This is a genomic window from Bradyrhizobium sp. LA6.1, assembly GCF_040547805.1.
Lineage (GTDB): Bacteria > Pseudomonadota > Alphaproteobacteria > Rhizobiales > Xanthobacteraceae > Bradyrhizobium > Bradyrhizobium barranii.
Window position 1 is genome coordinate 605,975 of record NZ_JBEPQK010000001.1, and the last position, 19,439, is coordinate 625,413.

The 19,439-nt window shown below is 64.9% G+C and carries 15 protein-coding genes; 11 read left to right on the top strand and 4 right to left on the bottom strand.

From position 1 onward, the window contains the following. The first annotated feature begins 97 nt into the window (after positions 1–97). The 11 genes from ABIB99_RS02720 (at position 98) to ABIB99_RS02770 (ending at position 12,650) form a co-directional block, all read left to right on the top strand. On the top strand, positions 98–772 hold the full coding sequence (locus ABIB99_RS02720) for a response regulator transcription factor (RefSeq protein ID WP_014496705.1): 675 nt from the start codon (positions 98–100) through the stop codon (positions 770–772). A gap of 92 nt (positions 773–864) precedes the next feature. Continuing rightward, on the top strand, positions 865–2,241 hold the full coding sequence (locus tag ABIB99_RS02725) for an ATP-binding protein (protein ID WP_063984549.1): 1,377 nt from the start codon (positions 865–867) through the stop codon (positions 2,239–2,241). 161 nt (positions 2,242–2,402) lie between these two features. After that, complete coding sequence (locus ABIB99_RS02730) at positions 2,403–3,806, top strand: hypothetical protein (RefSeq protein WP_354174804.1); 1,404 nt, start codon at positions 2,403–2,405, stop codon at positions 3,804–3,806. A 99-nt stretch (positions 3,807–3,905) separates the two neighbouring features. Beyond that, positions 3,906–4,175 carry a hypothetical protein gene (locus tag ABIB99_RS02735; RefSeq protein ID WP_028149902.1) on the top strand — a complete coding sequence of 90 codons (270 nt, stop codon included), beginning with the start codon at positions 3,906–3,908 and terminating at the stop codon, positions 4,173–4,175. Positions 4,176–4,306: 131 nt separating this feature from the next. After that, on the top strand, positions 4,307–5,416 hold the full coding sequence (gene ccmI, locus ABIB99_RS02740) for a c-type cytochrome biogenesis protein CcmI (protein ID WP_354174805.1): 1,110 nt from the start codon (positions 4,307–4,309) through the stop codon (positions 5,414–5,416). Between the two features lie 37 nt (positions 5,417–5,453). After that, positions 5,454–5,963 carry a cytochrome c maturation protein CcmE gene (ccmE, locus tag ABIB99_RS02745; protein ID WP_354174806.1) on the top strand — a complete coding sequence of 170 codons (510 nt, stop codon included), beginning with the start codon at positions 5,454–5,456 and terminating at the stop codon, positions 5,961–5,963. Then, on the top strand, positions 5,960–7,939 hold the full coding sequence (locus tag ABIB99_RS02750; protein WP_354174807.1) for a heme lyase CcmF/NrfE family subunit: 1,980 nt from the start codon (positions 5,960–5,962) through the stop codon (positions 7,937–7,939). Before ccmE ends, ABIB99_RS02750 begins: the two co-directional genes overlap by 4 nt. A gap of 4 nt (positions 7,940–7,943) precedes the next feature. Beyond that, positions 7,944–8,426, top strand: a complete 483-nt coding sequence (locus ABIB99_RS02755; protein ID WP_354174808.1) for a cytochrome c-type biogenesis protein — start codon at positions 7,944–7,946, stop codon at positions 8,424–8,426. A 128-nt stretch (positions 8,427–8,554) separates the two neighbouring features. After that, positions 8,555–9,898 carry a methyl-accepting chemotaxis protein gene (locus ABIB99_RS02760; RefSeq protein ID WP_247308448.1) on the top strand — a complete coding sequence of 448 codons (1,344 nt, stop codon included), beginning with the start codon at positions 8,555–8,557 and terminating at the stop codon, positions 9,896–9,898. A 219-nt stretch (positions 9,899–10,117) separates the two neighbouring features. Continuing rightward, on the top strand, positions 10,118–11,695 hold the full coding sequence (locus tag ABIB99_RS02765) for a Do family serine endopeptidase (protein WP_028149896.1): 1,578 nt from the start codon (positions 10,118–10,120) through the stop codon (positions 11,693–11,695). Between the two features lie 274 nt (positions 11,696–11,969). Beyond that, positions 11,970–12,650, top strand: coding sequence for a response regulator transcription factor (locus ABIB99_RS02770; protein WP_063986547.1), 681 nt, complete (start codon positions 11,970–11,972; stop codon positions 12,648–12,650). 85 nt (positions 12,651–12,735) lie between these two features. On the opposite strand, the gene ABIB99_RS02775 is transcribed toward ABIB99_RS02770, so the two are convergent. The 4 genes from ABIB99_RS02775 to ABIB99_RS02790 form a co-directional block, all read right to left on the bottom strand. Beyond that, positions 12,736–13,086: a hypothetical protein gene (locus ABIB99_RS02775; RefSeq protein ID WP_085402745.1), complete on the bottom strand. Its 351-nt coding sequence runs from the start codon at positions 13,084–13,086 to the stop codon at positions 12,736–12,738. Continuing rightward, entirely contained in the window at positions 13,083–15,623 is a 2,541-nt protein-coding gene (locus ABIB99_RS02780) for an arylsulfatase (RefSeq protein ID WP_354174809.1), read from the bottom strand. The genes ABIB99_RS02775 and ABIB99_RS02780 overlap by 4 nt, the downstream gene beginning before the upstream one ends. A gap of 133 nt (positions 15,624–15,756) precedes the next feature. Then, positions 15,757–17,178 carry an HlyD family type I secretion periplasmic adaptor subunit gene (locus ABIB99_RS02785; protein ID WP_354174810.1) on the bottom strand — a complete coding sequence of 474 codons (1,422 nt, stop codon included), beginning with the start codon at positions 17,176–17,178 and terminating at the stop codon, positions 15,757–15,759. Then, complete coding sequence (locus tag ABIB99_RS02790; RefSeq protein WP_354174811.1) at positions 17,165–19,363, bottom strand: type I secretion system permease/ATPase; 2,199 nt, start codon at positions 19,361–19,363, stop codon at positions 17,165–17,167. The genes ABIB99_RS02785 and ABIB99_RS02790 overlap by 14 nt, the downstream gene beginning before the upstream one ends. Positions 19,364–19,439: the final 76 nt, after the last annotated feature.

Consider the following 19,439-nt stretch of genomic DNA (forward strand, 5'->3'; position numbering starts at 1 on the left):
AAAAGTAACGCGGCCGGTTCCCCGTGTTCATATTCAGTTCACGCCGGAATTGCTCATCTCTGGCGATCGATTGTGCAGTCTATTTCTGGAGAGAAGCGTGCGCCTGCTTGTTGTTGAGGACGACCCCGATCTCAATCGGCAGCTCACCAAGGCGCTGACCGACGCCGGCTACGTCGTCGACCGTGCCTTCGACGGCGAGGAGGGGCATTATCTCGGCGATAATGAGCCCTACGATGCCGTTGTGCTCGACATCGGCCTGCCGAAGAAGGACGGCATCTCGGTGCTGGAAGCCTGGCGCCGCAACGGCCGCACCATGCCGGTCCTGATCCTCACCGCGCGCGACCGCTGGAGCGACAAGGTCCAGGGGTTCGATGCCGGCGCCGACGATTACGTGCCGAAGCCGTTCCATCTCGAGGAGGTGCTGGCGCGCATCCGCGCGCTGCTGCGCCGCTCCACCGGCCATGCCCAGAGCGAATTGAGTTGCGGCCCCGTCACGCTCGACACCAGGACCGGGCGGGTCAGCGTCTCCGGCAATCCCGTCAAGATGACCTCGCACGAATATCGGCTTCTGGCCTACCTGATGCACCATTCGGGGCGCGTCGTGTCCCGCACCGAGCTGGTCGAACACCTCTACGACCAGGACTTCGACCGCGACTCCAACACCATCGAGGTCTTCGTCGGCCGCATCCGCAAGAAGCTCGACGTCGACATCATCCAGACCGTCCGCGGCCTCGGCTATCTCCTGACCCCGCCGCCTGCTCCCGGCGCTTGAGGCGTCAGGACTTGACGGCCGGCCGAACAGGGGCCTTGGTCCGGTCATGACGTCCGACGCCCCGCCACCCCGCGCCTGCCGGGATCCTTCCGATGGCCGCTAGCTCGCTTGCCAACCGCCTGTTCCTGTCGGCGACGGCGTGGCTCGTGGTGATCCTGGCCATCACCGGGGTGGTGCTGTCGTCGGTCTACAAGAGCGCCACCGAGCGCGCCTTCGACCGCCGGCTCAATCTCTATCTGCGCACCCTCATCGCCGAGGTCGCGACCCCCGACGAGCCGCCGGACCGTCAGTTCCAGTCGCTCGGCGAGCCCCTGTTCGAGCTGCCGCTGTCGGGCTGGTACTGGCAGATCACGCGGACCGATACCGAAAAGCCGGAGGTGCGCTCCTCGCGCTCGCTCTGGGACAAGAAGCTGCCGAAGCTGGAGGAGCAGGGCACCGAGCTCACTGCCGCCGGCATTCGCCTCGCCTATGTCGACGGGCCCGAGGGACAGAACCTGCGCATGGTGGAGCGGCCGGTCGACCTCGGCGCGGACGGCAAATATCTGGTCAGCGTCGCCGGCGACGACACCGAGATTTTCGACGAGACGCGGAGCTTCGACTACTACCTCGGCGGCACCTTCACCGCGCTCGGCATCGTGCTGCTGCTGACCACGGTGTTCCAGGTGAGGTTCGGTCTTGCGCCGCTCAAGCGCATCTCGGAATCTATCGCCGACATCCGCTCGGGGCGGGCGGAGCGGCTCGAAGGTGAATTCCCGGTCGAGATCGCGCCGTTGGCGCGCGAGACCAACGCGCTGATCGATGCCAATCGCGAGATCGTCGAGCGCGCGCGCACCCATGTCGGCAATCTCGCCCATGCGATCAAGACGCCGCTCTCGGTGATCGTGAATGAGGCCGGCACGCACGCCACCGAGCCGTTCGCAGCCAAGGTGATGGAGCAGGCGGACGTGATGCGCGACCAGCTCGCCCATCATCTGGAGCGCGCGCGCATCGCGGCACGCGTCTCGGTGGTCGCGACCGTGACGGAGGTCGCACCCGTCATCGAGGCGCTGCGGCGGACCATGGAGAAGATCCATCGCGATCGCGGGATACTGGTCGAGGCCAAGGCCGATCCGTCCGCAAAGTTTCGCGGCGAGCGGCAAGATCTGGAGGAGATGGTCGGCAATCTCGTCGACAATGCCTGCAAATGGGCGGCCTCGCAGGTCTTCATCGAGGTTCTGGTGGAAGCGCCGCACCAGACGGGCGCCGGCCCGCGCCTGCGGATCATCGTCGACGACGATGGCCGCGGCCTGTCGGAGGCCGAGCGCGCCCAGGTCTCCCGGCGCGGCCAGCGGCTCGACGAGTCCAAGCCCGGCTCGGGGCTCGGCCTGTCCATCGTGACCGACCTCGCCGCGCTTTATGGCGGCAGCCTCTCGCTCGCGGGCGCCCCGACCGGTGGCCTGCGGGCGGAGCTGGTCCTCCCCGGAATATAATCCTTTGTTCCGGCACGACTATTTGGCTGGTCCGGTACCGATCCGGACCAAACCGGAGCTATTTCGGAGCGACTTCCTAAACGGCTTCTTAAGTGGGCCCCATCTATGATCGCGCAGGACGCATCCCACGTCTGCCATTTTATCGTGCATCACCCGGGCGCATGAGCCAGACATCGATCGAGCGGCTGAGGGAATATCTCGCGCAGCTCCCGCCGCAGTCGCAGGCGCTGCTGATGCGGGAGTTCGAGCGCGCGCTCGAGCGCGGCCAGGACACGGCGGTGGCGACCCTCGTGCTCGAGCAGCTGCGCAAGATCGTCCGCAAGACCGAAGTCGACGAGGCTGCGCCGCCGCGCACGGACGATCTGTCGCGGCTGTTGTTCCAGGTGCTGGAACCGTTCCTGGTCGAGACGGGCGCCCCTGTCAGGGTCGGCCAGATCCGTCGCTCCTCGCTGCATCCGATCTGGCAATGGCTCGGTCGCGATGGCGCCCCCGACAAGGTCAACGAATTCGAGGCGGCGCTGGCGCGCATGCCGGCTTCAGACAGTGCAGGGCAGGTCGAAGCCCTCGCCGCGAAGCTCCAGGCCGTGGCCGCGGATGCCATCTTCGGGCTGACGGGTCCCGGCGGCGGCGACAAGTCGCGCGCGCTCGCCCGCGTTGGCCCGCCCAACGTGATCGAGGACCTCTATTCGATCGGAGCGGTGCTTCAGGTCCGGGAGGCCATCGCTACGCTGAACGAGAAGCTGCCGCGCTTCCTGCGTACCTTTGGCGAAGCCCAAATCGCGTCAGTGACTTCCACGCTCAACATCCCCGCGCTCCAGACGCCGCAGATGCTGCCCTTCGCGCTGTCGATGGTCGTGCAGCGGATGACCGCGCCGTGGCAGATCATCCGCCTCGCCATCAGGATTGCCGCGTCCGACGACGAGATCCGCGTCGCGGCGACGCCCTACGGCGTGGCCGTCACGATCGCTTTGCATGATTTGTCCTGCGTTGCCGCGATCCTGCGCATGGACATCAAGCGCGGCCATTTCGAGAACGTTGCCGACAATCTCAAGGCGCTGCATGACGGCGTGCGCGGTCTTCGCACGGAGCTCGATCTGCGCAATGATTCCGTCTGGGGCAAGCAGCTGACCTCGATCCGGGCCGACATCTCCAATGCGCTGCAATCGGAGATCGACAGCGTTCCCGGCCGGGTTCGCCGCATCCTGCGCCAACGCGCCGAGAAGGACATTCCGCCGGGCGCGCGGATCGACAGCACCGAGGTCGAGGAAACCGCGGCGCTGATCGATTTCGTCGCGACCTGCCGCAACTATGCGAGCGAGCTTGCGATCAACGAGGTGACGCTGCGCACCTATTCCGATCTCCAGCAATATGTCGAACGATCGACCGAGCAGTTGGTGCAGTCGCTGCGCGCGGCCGATCACAAGGTCCGCACCTATCGGCAGCAGCAGGTGCAGGCCGCGATCCGCTTCTGCCAGGTGCTGTTCGGCGATGATTACGCGTCGCTGATGAGCCGCGCCGCGGAGAACGCGGCCACGGGCGAGCGCAAATCGTCGCGGGCAAGCTGATCAAGCGCATTTTTTTGTGATCACAATTTGTGGTTGACGGTGCCGGTGGCGGGCCCTACGGTCGCCGTGCAAGATTTTGGAATTTCTATCTGTGGGCGCATGAAACCCCTTATCAGCTCCATCGAAATTGAAAACCGCGTCATTGTCGCCAAATACCAAAGGCTGATGGTTGGCGCGAAGGTGGTGCTGATCGAGAAGGCAAGCGGCCGCCAACTGCCTGAGACCGTCACCAGGGTTGCATCGCCCGTTCCCGTCGGGGCGTTGCGCATCAAATTGCCTGAAGCAATCGAGCCGGGAACATACTTCCTGAGGGCCTTCAACGGGCACGGCGAGGACGCGGCTCAAAGCGCGGACTTCGAGATCCGTTAAGCCGTTGGATTTTCACAGTTTCGGGACTGTGTGCGGTCGCGCCGAATTGACAATTGTCAATTGCCGCATCGTCCGGCCGTGGTGTAAAGCCACCTATGGGCGCGGTTCGCGCGCCGCCGGAAGCTTGCCTGATGACGCTATGGTTCGTGTTCGCGCTGATGACGGTCGCGGCGATTTTCGCCGTGCTTCTGCCGCTCGGCCGCAGTGGACGCGCGCAAAATCAGGGGAGCGAGGTCGCGGTCTACAAGGACCAGCTGGCCGAGATCGAGCGTGATCTCGCCGCAGGACTGATCGCCGCGCCGGAAGCCGAGGCCGCACGTGTCGAGATCAGCCGCAGGCTGCTTGCCGCGGCCGGGAGCGAGCCTGCATCGGAACCGACATCGAGCCTCAAATGGCGCCGCGCGGCGGCTGTGCTGGCGCTTGCCGGCCTGCCGCTCATTGCGATCGGCGTCTACATGCCGCTCGGCTCGCCCAGGCTTCAGGACTTTCCCCTGGCGCAGCGGGAGCGCGGGGCCGGGTCCGGCATGGCGCTCGAGAATCTCGTCGTGCAGGTCGAGCAGCATCTGGAAAAGAATCCGACCGACGGGCGCGGCTGGAACGTGCTCGCGCCGGTGCTGGTGCGGCTTGGCCGCTTCGACGATGCGGTGCGCGCCTATCGCAACTCGCTCACCTACAATGGTGAGAGTTCGGAGCGCCGGGCCGATCTCGGCGAGGCGATCGCGGCTGCTGCCGGCGGCGTGGTGACCGCCGAGGCCAAGACCGAATTCGAGCGCGCGCATGGCCTGAACGCGGACGATCCCAAGGCGAACTATTTCCTCGGACTCGCCGCCGAGCAGGACGGCCGCAAGGACGATGCCGCCAACATCTGGCGCGCACTGCTGGCGAAAGCGCCGGCGGATGCGCCGTGGCGTCCTCTGGTGCAGACCTCGCTGGCGCGGGTCGGCGGCGGTGGCGCTACGATGCCGGCGCTGTCGGACGAGACGATCGCAGCCTCCAAGGACATGAACGAGGGCGATCGCAACGCAATGGTGCGCGGCATGGTCGAACGCCTGGCCACCCGGCTGAGGCAGAACGGCGATGATGTCGAGGGTTGGCTGCGCCTGGTGCGCGCCTATCTCGTGATGGGCGATCGTGACAGGGCAATGGGCGCTTCGACCGACGCCCGACAGGCGGTCGCCAACGACGCCGCGCGGCTGCGCCAGCTCAACGAAGGCCTCAAGACTCTCGGGCTCGACGGATGACGATGTCGGGACGAGGCGAGCGGAGAACGGATACGCGATGACGCGCAAGCAGCGACGTATGACCATCATCGGCGGCTCCCTCGCGGTGCTCGCGCTTGCGGCCGCGCTCGTGCTCAACGCTCTGCGCGACTCCATCGTGTTCTTCTCGACGCCAACGATGGTCGCCGAAAAGCACGTCGAGCCCGGCAAGCGGTTTCGTCTCGGCGGCCTGGTGCAGCCCGGCTCGCTCCAGCGCAGCGACAATCTCGCCGTGACCTTCGAGGTTGCGGACGGCGGCGCCAAGCTGCCGGTCGCCTACAAGGGCATCCTGCCCGACCTGTTCCGTGAAGGGCAGGGCGTGGTCGCCGAAGGCGCGCTCGACGCCAATGGCGTGTTCAAGGCCGACACCGTGCTCGCCAAGCACGATGAGACCTACATGCCCAAGGAAGTCGCCGATGCCCTGAAGAAGCAGGGGCACTGGAAGGACGATTACGGCGCCAAGGCTTCTGATAGCGTCAAACCCGCGGCGACGACCGCGCAGGGCAACCCGCAGGGAGCAGTGCGTTGATCGCGGAATCCGGACACTACGCGCTGGTGCTGGCCCTCGGCCTGGCGCTGATCCAGTCCATCGTGCCGCTGATCGGTGCGCGCTTGCGCGATGACGCGCTGATGAACGTGGCGCGCTCCGCCGCGCTGGCGCAGCTGCTGTTCGTCGGTGCGTCGTTCATCGCGCTCGTGATGCTTCACGTGAACTCGGATTTCTCCGTCGCCAACGTCTACGAGAACTCCCATTCGATGAAGCCGCTGATCTACAAGATCACCGGCGTGTGGGGGAACCATGAAGGCTCGATGCTGCTGTGGGTGTCGATCCTGGCGCTGTTCGGCGGAATGGTCGCCGCCTTCGGCAACAATCTGCCGCTGTCGCTGCGCGCGCATGTGCTGGCCGTGCAGGCCTGGATCGCCAGCGCCTTCTATCTCTTCATCCTGGTGACATCGAATCCGTTCCTGCGCATCGCCAATCCGCCGATCGAGGGACGCGATCTCAATCCGGTGCTCCAGGACATCGGCCTCGCCGTGCATCCGCCGATGCTCTATCTCGGCTATGTCGGCTTCTCGATCTCGTTCTCCTTCGCCATCGCGGCGCTGATGGAGGGGCGGATCGACGCGGCCTGGGCGCGCTGGGTGCGGCCGTGGACGCTGGTGGCCTGGATCTTCCTGACCCTCGGCATCGCGATGGGGTCGTACTGGGCCTATTACGAGCTCGGCTGGGGCGGCTGGTGGTTCTGGGATCCGGTCGAGAACGCCTCGCTGATGCCGTGGCTCGCCGGCACGGCGCTGCTGCACTCGGCGCTGGTGATGGAGAAGCGCAACGCGCTGAAGGTCTGGACCATCCTGCTGTCGATCCTGACCTTCTCGCTGTCGCTGCTCGGCACCTTCCTGGTGCGTTCGGGCGTCATCACCTCCGTGCACGCCTTCGCCACCGATCCGACGCGCGGCGTGTTCATTCTGCTGATCCTCTGCCTGTTCATCGGTGGCAGCCTCTCGCTGTTTGCGGGTCGTGCCACCTCGTTGAAGCAGGGCGGCCTGTTCGCGCCGATCTCGCGCGAGGGCGCGCTGGTGTTGAACAATCTGCTGCTCAGCGTAGCTTGCGCGGTCGTGCTGTTCGGCACGCTCTATCCGCTGGCGATGGAAGCGCTCGACTTCAAGATGTCGGTCGGCGCGCCCTTCTACAATCTCACCTTCGTCCCGCTATTCGCGCTGCTGCTGCTCGTGGTGCCGTTCGGGCCGATGCTGGCGTGGAAGCGCGGCGATCTGCTCGGCGTCACCCAGCGGCTGCTTGCGGCGGGCGTTGCCGCGCTCGTTGTGATCGCCATCGTCTGGGCCTGGACCCGTGGTGGCAGTGCGCTGGCACCATTGGCAATTGGGCTTGGAGTCTTCGTCATCGCCGGTGCCGTGACCGATCTGTCCGAACGGACCGGTTTGTTCCGCCTGCCGTTCGCAACGACGCTGCACCGGGCCCGCGGCCTGCCGCGTTCGGCCTGGGGTTCTGTGTTTGCCCATGCGGGCCTCGGCGTCGCGCTGATCGGGATCGTCTGCGAGACCACCTGGAACAGCGAGTATATCGCGACTATGAAGCAGAACGACGTGGCACACGTCGCCGGCTATGATCTCAAGCTCGACGGCCTGTCCCAGCGTCAGGGGCCGAACTTCCGCGAGATGATCGCCGAGTTCGACGTCAGCCGCGACGGTGAGAAGATCAGCGTCATGACGCCGTCCAAGCGCAACTTCACGACGCGCGGGTCCTCGACCACCGAGGCCGCATTGCTGACGCGCGGAGCGAGCCAGCTCTACGTTTCTCTCGGCGACGCGACTGCCGATGGCGCCATTGCGGTGCGCATCTATCACAAGCCGCTGGTGCTGCTGATCTGGTGGGGACCGGTGCTCATGGCCTTCGGCGGCATGCTGTCGCTGTCCGATCGGCGCCTGCGGGTCGGCGCACCGAAGCCGGCGCGGGCCAAGCAGCGCCTTCAGCCGGCGGAGTGATCCGATGCGGCGGATGATGGTCACGATCGTTGCGCTCATGCTGCTGGCTTTGCCCGCCGCCCACGCCGTGCAGCCCGACGAGATCATGTCGGATCCCACGAAGGAGGCACGCGCGCGCGACCTATCGCGCGAGCTGCGCTGCATGGTCTGCCAGAACCAGTCGATCGACGATTCCGACGCACCGCTGGCGCGCGATTTGCGGCTGCTGGTGCGCGAGCGGATCGCTGCCGGCGACAGCAATTCGCAGGTGCTCGACTTCCTGGTCGCGCGCTATGGCGAGTTCGTGCTGCTCAAGCCGCGCTTCGAGCGGCAGACCGTGTTGTTGTGGCTGCTCGCGCCGCTGCTGCTGATCGGCGGCGGCCTGGCGCTCTGGCTGCAAATCCGCCGGCGCGCGCGAAGCGGTGCAGACCAACCAGCTCCGCCGCTCACTGCGGATGAAGAGGCACGGCTCGCAGCATTGATGTCGGACGAGACGAAGTCGTCTTAGCGACTTCAAGTCGTCCCGGCCTACGTAATGATACGTAGGCCGTCTGCGGCCGCGTGTTTCATGCTCTGTTGACCTTTGTCTGGAAGCTTGTCGCGAAATTCGATTCCAGATTTTTGAGTCCTCAGCCGATGTTCACGAACAGCAATCTGACGATCCGCTTCCTGGTCGGCGCCGTCGTCGCTGCATTATTGTTCCTGCTGGGCATCGGCGGCGGCACCGGCTTCGTCGCGGTGCTCTACCTCAACAACGAGATCACCAGCCTGTCGTCGGATTTCGCCGCGCTGAGCGGCCCCGCGCGCGAGCATGCAATGCTGATCTACCAGCAGGCGCAGGCGGCATTCTCCTATTTTCTGATCGCCTGCGGCGTAATCGCGGTGGTCGCTGTCGCGATCTGCCTCACCACCTGGTTCGCTGTGCGCAACGGCATCCTCAATCCGCTGGCGGCGATTGTGCACGCCATGCGTGAGGTAGCCGATCAGAAATTCGAGACGCCTGTTCCGGGCCTCGGCGGTACCAACGAGATCGGCCTGCTCGCCGGCGCACTGGAAGTGTTCAAGACAAACGGCTTGGAGCGGCGGCGCCTCACCGAGCAGCAATTACACGAAGCGCAGCATCAGGCCGAGCGGTCGAAATTCCTGGACGCCCGGATCAAGCGCTTCAACGATCTCGTTGCCAGCGTGGTCGACAGCGTGGCGTCCTCGGCCGCGCACCTGAAGAGCAATGCCGAAACGCTGTCACGGACGGCCAACGACACCAGCTCCAAGGCCAATGCGGTCGCGAGCGCGGCGAACCAGGCCAGCGCCAGCGTGCAGATCGTCGCGGGCTCGGCCGAGGAGATGACGAACTCGATCGGCACGATCAGCCGCCGCGTCACCGACGCGACGCAGCGTGCCGAAGGCGCGGCGACGCAGGCCGAGAAGAGCCGCGACACCATCCACACCCTGTCGGATGCCGCCGACAAGATCGGCGAGGTCGTGCAACTCGTGCAGGCGATCGCCTCGCAGACCAACCTGCTGGCGCTCAACGCCACCATCGAGGCGGCGCGGGCAGGGGACGCCGGCAAGGGTTTTGCCGTGGTTGCCTCCGAAGTGAAGAGCCTCGCGCACCAGACCAGCAAGGCGACGGAGGAGATCACCTCGCACGTCGCCAGCATCCAGGGCATCACCGCGGAGACGCGCGGCGCGATCGACGGCATCTCGAAGACGCTGTCGGAGATCTCGTCGATCATGTCGGGCATCGAGGTCGACACCGCCCAGCAGCGCAACGCCACGCAGGACATCACCCGCAGCGCGCAGGATGCCGCGCATGGAACGCTGGACGTCTCCAACCACATCGTCCAGATCACCTCGACGTCGGCGGAGACCGGCCGCATGGCGGCCGAAGCGCGCGATTCCGCCGTCGATCTGTCGCAGCAGGCCGAAACCCTGAAGCGTGAAGTCGACGAATTCATCGTCAGCGTGAGGGCGAGCTGATCTCGCCAAAGGCGTGTTCGACGCTCGTCAGGGGAACTCGATTAAGTTCCTGTAAGGCCACGACTTTCGGCGTGCGATAAACTGCCGCAACGGCGCGACCCTTCATTACAAAAGTTTAACCCCGCCGCCAGCGCACGGTAAGGCGGGAGCCCCCATCTTCATGTCCGTAACGTGCTGCCATCCGGCACCGAAAGAATTCAAGGCCTTGGAGATTCCTGCATGACCGACCGTCCCGACCTCACGAACCTTCCGTCCTACCGGCCGCCCCGCCGGTCGGTTTTCTCCGCGCGCAGGATCGCGCTGATGGCTTCGGTCGTCGCTGGCCTCGGGATTGCCGTCCACGGCTTCAGCCCGTCGACCTCGCCGAGCGAGCTGTTCTCCAGCCCGGCGCATGCGCAGGTCAACAACGAGGTCCGGAAGGTTGAGCGTCCGGTCGGGTTCGCCGACATCGTCGAGCGCGTGAAACCGTCGGTGATCTCGGTGAAGGTCAATATCAAGGAGAAGACCGCGAGCAACGACGATGGCGATGATTCCTCCTCGCCGTTCCAGCCGGGCTCGCCGATGGAGCGCTTCTTCCGCCGCTTCGGCGGTCCGGATGGTTTCCCGGGCCAGAAGGGTGGCCGCGGCCGCGTCGTGCAGGGCCAGGGCTCCGGCTTCTTCATCTCCGCCGACGGTTTTGCCGTGACCAACAACCACGTGGTCGACGGCGCCGACAAGGTCGAGGTCACGACCGATGACGGCAAGACCTATACCGCCAAGGTGATCGGCACCGACCAGCGCACTGACCTCGCCCTCATCAAGGTCGAGGGCAGCTCGAACTTCCCGTTCGCCAAGCTCGCCGACAGCAAGCCGCGGATCGGCGACTGGGTGCTCGCGGTCGGCAATCCCTTCGGCCTCGGCGGCACCGTGACTGCGGGCATCGTCTCGGCCAGCGGCCGCGACATCGGCAACGGTCCCTATGACGATTTCATCCAGATCGATGCGCCCGTGAACAAGGGCAATTCCGGTGGTCCCGCTTTCGACACCAACGGCGAGGTGATGGGCGTCAATACCGCGATCTACTCACCCTCCGGCGGCAGCGTCGGCATCGCGTTCTCGATTCCCGCGAGCACCGTGAAGAGCGTGGTGGCCCAGCTCAAGGACAAGGGCTCGGTCAGCCGCGGCTGGATCGGCGTCCAGATCCAGCCTGTCACCTCCGACATCGCCGACAGCCTCGGCATGAAGAAGGCTGAAGGTGCGCTGGTGGCGGAGCCGCAGGCGAACGGTCCGGCGGCGAAGGCCGGCATCGAGTCCGGCGACGTGATCACCTCGGTCAACGGTGAATCCGTCAAGGATGCCCGCGAGCTTGCCCGCACCATCGGCGGCATGGCGCCCGGCGCGACCGTGAAGCTCAACGTGTTGCACAAGGGCCAGGACAAGGTCGTGAACCTCACCCTCGGCCAGCTGCCGAACACGATCGAGGCCAAGGCCGACACCGACAAGGATAGCGGCAAGGGTGCGAGCCGTGGCACCGACGTGCCCAAGCTCGGCATGACCGTCGCGCCCGCCGACTCCGTGGCTGGCGCCGGCAAGGAAGGTGTCGTGGTCACCGAAGTCGATCCGAAGAGCGCCGCGGCCGAACGCGGCTTCAAGGAAGGCGACGTTATTCTCGAAGTCGGCGGCAAGAGCGTGAGCACCGCCGGCGAAGTCCGCGACGCCATCAACACGGCGCGGACCGACAACAAGAACAGCGTCCTGATGCGCGTGAAGAGCGGCGGCCAGTCGCGCTTCGTCGCCGTGCCCATCGCCAAGGGCTAAGCCGTCAGGAGGTCTACGAGATGAGGGGTGTCGCCGGCATCAGTCGCCCCCGCCGCCGACGCCCTTCGGGGGAGCAGCATAAGGCCCGCTCCCCCAGCCTACCTTCCGGTGGAATTACGCCCCCCTCCGTCGGAAGGCCTAGGGCGGTGAGGTCCCCCCAGCTTCACCGCCCGCCTTTTTGCCTACCCAAGTCCCGTTTGCTTGGCTTGCATGCGATTGCCGCTCGCGCCATGTTCAGGAAAGGTTGACCCCCTTGACCGCCGCCGAACGCACGATGCGCCTCCTCATCATCGAAGACGACCGCGAATCCGCCGACTATCTCGTGAAGGCGTTTCGTGAAGTCGGACACATTGCCGACCACGCCGCCGACGGCGAGGAAGGCCTCGCCATGGCCGAGAGCGGCGATTACGACGTGCTGGTGGTCGACCGCATGCTGCCCAAGCGTGACGGCCTGTCCCTGATCGGCGCGTTGCGCGACAAGGGCGACTCGTCGCCGGTGCTGATTCTCTCCGCGCTCGGGCAGGTCGACGATCGCATCAAGGGTCTGCGCGCCGGCGGCGACGACTATCTGCCGAAGCCTTATTCCTTTGCCGAGCTGCTGGCCCGGGTCGAAGTGCTGTCACGGCGCCGCGGCGGTCCGGCCGAGGACACGCTCTACCGCGTCGGCGATCTCGAGCTCGACCGGCTGTCCCATCGCGTCGCCCGCGGCAAGGACGAGCTGACGCTCCAGCCGCGCGAATTCCGCCTGCTCGAATACCTCATGAAGCATGCCGGCCAGGTGGTGACGCGCACCATGCTGCTGGAGAACGTCTGGGACTACCATTTCGATCCGCAGACCAACGTGATCGACGTCCACATTTCGCGGCTGCGCTCCAAGATCGACAAGGGTTTTGAGCGGCCGCTGCTGCACACGATCCGCGGCGCCGGATATATGATCCGGGATGGGATACGTTAAAGCTCTGGATGCTCTTCAATACGCAAGGCACTGAGCCAGAAGAATTTTTGAAGCTTCCCCGGAAACGGCGGGGTCGATGAGAAATTCAGCGGTCGCGGCTTTGCGAGCCGCCGCGCATCAAGAGCGTGGTCAGGATTAGATGAAGGACGACTGCCGGCCACAGAAGGACGCCGCTCAATCCACCTGCGAAACCGAGGTAGGCCAAATATAGGGTGATGGCTCCGTTGTAGATCAACATGCCCGGCAGTGGCGGCCACCCTGGCCAACAGGCGATCCCCAAGGCAATCAGCGCAATGCCGGCGACACGCGCGACCGGCGTTGCGACACCGGAAAGCTGCTCGCCCAGCAACAATTGGCCAACCAGCGACGGCGCGATCAGCAGCGCCAATCCCGTTGCAGCTTCGCTGATGGCGGCGAACGCCAATGCGCCTTTCATTTCTTCCCAACGTTCGCGGGTGGCTTTTGAGACTTCGACTCTTCAATGGGATCCGGCTCCGGCGCTGGCATAGGTCCAAGTTCTGCCTTGGCTTGCGCCGGGTCCTTCAACTCAGGTCCGAGCTTGAACGTCAGCTTGTTGATCTTGCCCGTGAACTTGAACGGAGGATCGTAGCGATACTCGAGCATCGCGACCCCGGTGCGGGTGTCCTGGCCGACGTCGAAGGTCTCGTCCTCGGGGAACGTGATGGGCGTACCGTGTTCTATGGATTTCCGGTCTACTTCCTTGCCATCCACTGAAAGTACGCCTGTACCGCCCTTGCCCAATCCCGGCCCATCCGACTTGAAGTCGAAGACGATGGTGTGCTTGCCCGCGCTCAACTCCGGTCCCGACCAGACCGTGCGCTTGAGGTTGAGCAGGTTGTAGAGGAACACGGGCTTACCCCGCCGAAGGCCCGCCACACCCTTGCTTAGAAATAGCCCGTAGCCGCCGAAACGTCCGCCTTCGGTGACGATCATCCCTTCAGCGCCGCCGTTGGGAATCTCAACCTCGGCGGTGATGGTATAGGACTTGTTGAGGATGCTCGGCGCGGCGCTAGCCGGCACACCGGTCAGTTCGCCCGAATAGGTGAATACGGTCTGCCCGGCCGTCAGGCTTGGGCGCGGCGTATTCCAACGCGCGAGCGTCGTGTTATCGAGCGGCAGCACGTTGTACTTCTTCGCCTCGACATCGAAGACGGCTTGCAACTCCTTGACCTTCTCCGGCATCTTGGCGGCCAGATCATTGAACTGGGTGGGGTCTTCCTGGACGTTGTAGAGCTCCCACTTGTATCCCGTGATCACATCGGGCGGGGGCGCGCTGCTTAGCTCCCATGGAAGCGTGATCGGCGTCGTGGCCGCAACCCAGCCATCGCGATAGATGGCGCGATTACCGAGCATCTCGAAATATTGGGTCGTGTGCGTCGTCCCGGCGTTGGCGTTCGCTTTATCCCATGTGTACGCCATACTCACCCCTTCCATGGGGCTCTGTTTGATACCGTCGATCGTGTCAGGTTGCGAAATGCCGGTTGCTTCGAGGATGGTCGGAGCAATATCGATGACGTGATGGAATTGGCGACGGATGCCTCCCACATCGTTGATATGGCCGGGCCAGGACATGGCGACGCCTTGGGCGGTCCCGCCAAAATGCGACGGCACCTGCTTGACCCATTTGAATGGAGTGTCCATCGCCCACGCCCACGGCGCGGCAAAATGCGGGAAAGTCTTGTCCGAGCCCCAGAACGGATACCAGAGGTACTGAGCCTTCACCGGCACCGGGACACCATTGAAGGTCGTGAACTCGTTGGGCGTACCGTTGATCATGCCTTCGGCACTCGCGCCGTTGTCCCCGCCGATATAGATAATCAACGTGTTGTTGAGCTCTCCGAGGTCTTCGACGGCTTGAATGACGCGGCCGATCTCATGGTCGGTGTAGGCAAGGTAGGCGCCATAGACATCTGCCTGCTTGATGAAAAGCTTCTTCTCCAACTCGCCGATAGAATCCCATTGCGGCAATTCCTTCGGCCATGGCGTCAGCTTGGCGTGGTCGGGCATGATGCCCAACCGCTTCTGGTTGGCGAAGATCGTCTCCCGCAGCTTGTTCCAGCCTTGGTCGAACAGGTGCATGTCGCTGATCTTCTTGATCCAGTCCGGCGTCGGATGATGCGGCGCATGCGTGCCGCCGGGCACGTAATAAACGAAGAACGGCTTGTCGGGCGCGATCTCCTTGAGCTGTTTCACGTGCTGGATGGCTTCGTCGGCCATCGCGGTCGTCAGGTTCCAGCTGGGATTGTCCTGGAATGGATAAATCGCTGTGGTGTTGCGGAACAGATTCGGTTGCCACTGACTGGCATCGCCGCCGACAAAACCATAGAAATACTCGAAGCCCATGCCATTGGGCCATTGATTGAATGGCCCCGCCTGGCTCGATTGATATGAGGGCGTGTTATGGTTCTTGCCGAACCACGAGGTGGCGTACCCGTTCGCCTTCAGGGTGGTGCCGATGGTGCCCTTCTCGATCGGAATGATCGAGTCGTAACCTGGGAACCCCGTCGATATTTCGCCGACGACTCCGAAGCCGACCGAATGATGATTGCGGCCGGTGATGAGCGCCGCCCGCGTCGGTGAGCACAGCGAGGTGGAATGAAAATTGGTGTAGCGCAGGCCCTGCGCAGCGATACGATCCATCGCGGGCGTGGGGACAACGCCGCCGAAGGTGCTCGGCGCTCCGAAACCCTGGTCGTCGGTCATGATGAGCAACACATTGGGCGCGCCCTTCGGCGGTACGACACGCGGTGCCCACCACGCCTTCGACTCCGAGGCTCTCTCGTTGATGACCCCTCCGAATTCTGGAGGCGGCGGCGGAAGCAGCTTGCCGTCAATTGTCGTCGTGGCTGCGGGCGAGCCTGGGGTACCCGTGACCTGCTGAGCCGACGCGGAGATGCAACCGAGGGCGAGAACACTTGCTGTGGTCGCAAGGGTGCGGCAACGGATTTTCATATTCCGACCTCCCGCAGTCCATTTGGCGGGTTGAGGCTGTCACCGCTAACCGATACCTGCTTGATTTAGGTCAAATGTGCTGGTTGGGCTGGGCCAGAGATCCCGATACCATCCCGCCGGATTCGCCGCCGTCTCACCGCTCCCGCAAACTCTCCTGCCCATACCGGATCAGCGGTGACACCACATAGCTGATGATCTTCCTCGTACCGGTCTTGATCTCGACGGTTACGGCCATGCCAGGGGCGAGGTTGACGGTGCGGCCGTCGATGTCCATTTGCGAGCGGTCGAGCGAGACGCGGGCAGAGTAAACCAGCTCCTGGCCCTTGGGTTCGCTGGATGATGTGTCGGTGCCGGCCGGCGTGTCGCCGGGCTTTTCCGGCGGTTTCTGGCGGACGATGGCGTCCTGGGAGACGCTGAGCACCTTGCCCTGACGCAGGCCGTAGCGGGTGAAGCTGAAGGTGTCGACCTTGATCGCGGTTTCCTCGCCGGGCTGGACGAAGCCGATGTCCTTGTTCGAGATCATCGCCTCGATCTCGAGGCCGCCGCTGGTGGGCACCACGACCATCAGCGTCTGCGCGGGGGTCACCACGCCGCCGACCGAATGCACCGCGAGCTGCTGGACGATGCCGTCCTCCTGCGCGGCGAGGCGGAGCAGGCTGGTGCGCTGCTCGGCCTTGACGATATCCTGGCGCAGCCCGCCGGCCTTCTGCTCGGCTTTCGCGAGCTCGTCGAACAGGCCGCGCTGATATTCGGCCTCGGTACGCCGCAGCGTCTCCTCGATGCCGCCGACGGCGGCATCGGCCTCGGTATAATGGCTCTTCTGGACCAGCAGCTCCTGCTGTTGCGCCACCAGGTCCTGTGTTTCCGTGAGGTATTGCAGTTTCGAGCCGAACTCGCGGTCGACGAGATATTTTCGCACGTCGACGCGCTGCTGCATGATGGGAATGAGCGCGCTGATCTTGCCGATCGTGGCCTCGGTGGTCGAGCGCTCCGCTTTCTTCTGCATGCCCTGCCATTCGAGCGAGGTGATCTTGGACGCCTGCTCGGCGGCCTGCGAGGCCAGGAAACGCTTTGCGGTGCGGACCTGATCGGAGGTCGCGCGCGCGGGCGCGATGAATTTGGCTGGATCACCGCCGGCAAGTGCGGCGTGCAGACGTGCGATGTCGAGCTCGCTGGCGAGCAAATCGCTCTGGAGATGGCCGAGCTCGGCCTGGCTCATGGTGGGATCGAGCTCGATCAGGCGGTCGCCGGCCTTGACGCGCTGACCGTCCTGCACGTGGATGGCGCGCACGACCGCGGTCTCGAACGGCTGGATCACCTTGGTGCGGCCGTCGGGGACGATCTTGCCGGTCGCGGTCGCGATGATGTCGACCGTGCCGATGCTGGCCCACACCAGCGCGATCAGAAATACCGCCGAGATCGACGCGGAGATGGCGCGGCCGATCGGCGAAGGCGGGGTCTCGACGATCTCGAGCGCCGCGGGGAGGAACGCCAGCTCGTCGCGCGTCCGCGTCGGGCTGCGCAGCGAGGCCATCATCGCCTTAGCCGACTTCATGGATGCCTGCCTGGACACGATGCAGCGTGGCGTAGCGGCCGCCGCTGCGGATCAGCTGGTCGTGCGAACCGTCCTCGACGATACGGCCACGCTCCACGGTGATGATGCGGTCCGCGGTGCGCACGGTCGACAGACGGTGGGCGATGATCAGAACGGTACGGCCCGCCGTGATCTCGCGCATGTTGTGCTGGATGATGCGCTCGCTTTCATAGTCGAGCGCGCTCGTTGCTTCGTCGAAGATGAGAACGCGAGGATTGGTCGTCAGCGCGCGTGCGATCGCGATGCGCTGGCGCTGGCCACCGGACAGCGTGCTGCCGCGCTCGCCGATGACGGTGTCGTAGCCGTCCTGGAGTTCGAGGATGAAGTCGTGTGCGCCGGCGAGCTTTGCCGCGGCGACGACGCGCTCCATCGGCAGCGCGGGATCGGCGAGTGCGATGTTGTCGCGCACCGAGCGGTTGAACAGCATGTTCTCCTGGAGCACGACGCCGACCTGCCGGCGCAGCCAGGTCGGGTCGACCGCCGCAAGGTCATTGCCGTCGACCAGCACGCGGCCGCTCTCGGGGAGATAAAGCCGCTGGATCAGTTTTCCGAGCGTGCTCTTGCCGGAGCCGGAGGTGCCGACGATGCCGACGATCTGGCCGGCCGGAATCTTCAGGGTGATGTCGTTCAGGATCTGCGGTCCGTCGACGCGGTAGCGGAAGCCGACATGCTCGAAGGTGATGTCGCCACGGATGGCAGGCAACGCCGCGCGACCCGGGCGATGGGTCGGCTCGGGCACGGTGTTGAGGATGTCGCCGAGCCGCTCGACCGACAGCCGCGCCTGGTGGAAATCCTGCCAGAGCTGGGCGAGCCGCAGCACCGGCGCGGTGACCCGTCCCGACAGCATGTTGAAGGCGACGAGCTCGCCGACCGTGAGGTTGCCGTCGATGACCAGCTTGGCGCCGAAATAGAGCAGGATCGCCATGTTGATCTTGCTGACGAACTGAACGGCCTGGCTTGCAACATTACCGAGATTGACCACGCGAAAGCTCGAGGCGACGTAGCCGGCAAGCTGCTCTTCCCAGCGCTTCTGCATCTGCGGCTCGACCGCCATCGCCTTCAAGGTCTCGACGCCGGTGACGCTCTCGACAAGGAACGACTGGTTCTCCGCGCCGCGCTTGAACTTCTCGTCGAGACGGTAGCGGAACAGCGGCGTGGCGCCGGCCGAGATCACGATGTAGAGCGGGAACGACGCCAGCACGATCGCGGTCAGCAGCGGCGAGTAGAACGCCATCAGGCCGAGGAAGACGAAGGTGAAGAACAGGTCGATCACCAGCGTCAGCGCCGAGCCGGTGATGAAGTTGCGCAGGTTCTCCAGCTCGCGCACCCGCGCGACCGTGTCGCCGACCCGCCGCGCCTGGAAATAGGACAGCGGCAGCGCCAGCAGATGGTGGAACAGCCGCGCGCCGAGCTCGACGTCGATGCGGTTGGTCGTGTGCGAGAACAGGTAGGTGCGGAGCGCGCCGAGCACGACCTCGAAGATCGAGATCGCGACGATGCCGGCGACCAGCACATCCAGCGTGCCGAGGCTGCGATGCACCAGCACCTTGTCGATCACCACCTGGAAGAACAGCGGCGACACCAGCGCGAAGATCTGGAGGAAGAACGAGGCGAGCAGCACTTCGCCGAGCAGGCCGCGATAGCGGTTGACCGCGCCCATGAACCAGGTGATGTCGAAGCGCCGCGACAGATCGGCGAGGCCGGCGCGCTTGGTCATCAGCACGATGCGGCCGTCCCAGAGCACCTCGAACTGCGCCTTGGTCAGCATCTGCGGCCGCGGCGAGCCCGGATATTGCACGATGGCCTTGCCGTCGCCGGCCTTGCCCAGGATCAGGAAGCCGCCGTCGCGCAAGGGGACGATGGCGGGCAGCGGCGTCTTGTCGAGCCGGTCCCAGCTCGTCTTCACCACGCGCGCCTTGATGTTGAACTGCTTGGTACAGCGCAGCATCTCGGTGGTGCCGATCACGGTGACGCCGAGCTGATGGCGGAGCTGCTCCGGCTCGGCGGGCACCCCGAGGAATTGGAGCATCATGACGAGAGCGGTCAGGCCGGGGTCGGCCGGCGGCTTCGGCACGGCCTGCACCGGCGGCTCCTTCGGCTGCTCTTTGGCGGCCGGGTCGCGTGAAATGGTCTCGTTCGGGCTCATTGGAAGCAAATATCCGCGGTCATCGGGTCCGGACGATTTCACGGACGGGTGTCCCGCCGGTCGGCAGGGCGGCCGA

Bases quoted from the DNA above. Each gene is read 5' to 3' on its own strand.
- ABIB99_RS02765 (WP_028149896.1), top strand. From the start codon at position 10,118: ATGACCGACCGTCCCGACCTCACGAACCTTCCGTCCTACCGGCCGCCC.
- ABIB99_RS02770 (WP_063986547.1), top strand. From the start codon at position 11,970: ATGCGCCTCCTCATCATCGAAGACGACCGCGAATCCGCCGACTATCTC.
- ABIB99_RS02790 (WP_354174811.1), bottom strand. From the start codon at position 19,363: ATGAGCCCGAACGAGACCATTTCACGCGACCCGGCCGCCAAAGAGCAG.
- ABIB99_RS02735 (WP_028149902.1), top strand. From the start codon at position 3,906: ATGAAACCCCTTATCAGCTCCATCGAAATTGAAAACCGCGTCATTGTC.
- ABIB99_RS02730 (WP_354174804.1), top strand. From the start codon at position 2,403: ATGAGCCAGACATCGATCGAGCGGCTGAGGGAATATCTCGCGCAGCTC.
- ccmI (WP_354174805.1), top strand. From the start codon at position 4,307: ATGACGCTATGGTTCGTGTTCGCGCTGATGACGGTCGCGGCGATTTTC.
- ABIB99_RS02755 (WP_354174808.1), top strand. From the start codon at position 7,944: ATGCGGCGGATGATGGTCACGATCGTTGCGCTCATGCTGCTGGCTTTG.
- ABIB99_RS02725 (WP_063984549.1), top strand. From the start codon at position 865: ATGGCCGCTAGCTCGCTTGCCAACCGCCTGTTCCTGTCGGCGACGGCG.
- ABIB99_RS02760 (WP_247308448.1), top strand. From the start codon at position 8,555: ATGTTCACGAACAGCAATCTGACGATCCGCTTCCTGGTCGGCGCCGTC.
- ABIB99_RS02785 (WP_354174810.1), bottom strand. From the start codon at position 17,178: ATGAAGTCGGCTAAGGCGATGATGGCCTCGCTGCGCAGCCCGACGCGG.
- ABIB99_RS02775 (WP_085402745.1), bottom strand. From the start codon at position 13,086: ATGAAAGGCGCATTGGCGTTCGCCGCCATCAGCGAAGCTGCAACGGGA.
- ABIB99_RS02780 (WP_354174809.1), bottom strand. From the start codon at position 15,623: ATGAAAATCCGTTGCCGCACCCTTGCGACCACAGCAAGTGTTCTCGCC.
- ccmE (WP_354174806.1), top strand. From the start codon at position 5,454: ATGACGCGCAAGCAGCGACGTATGACCATCATCGGCGGCTCCCTCGCG.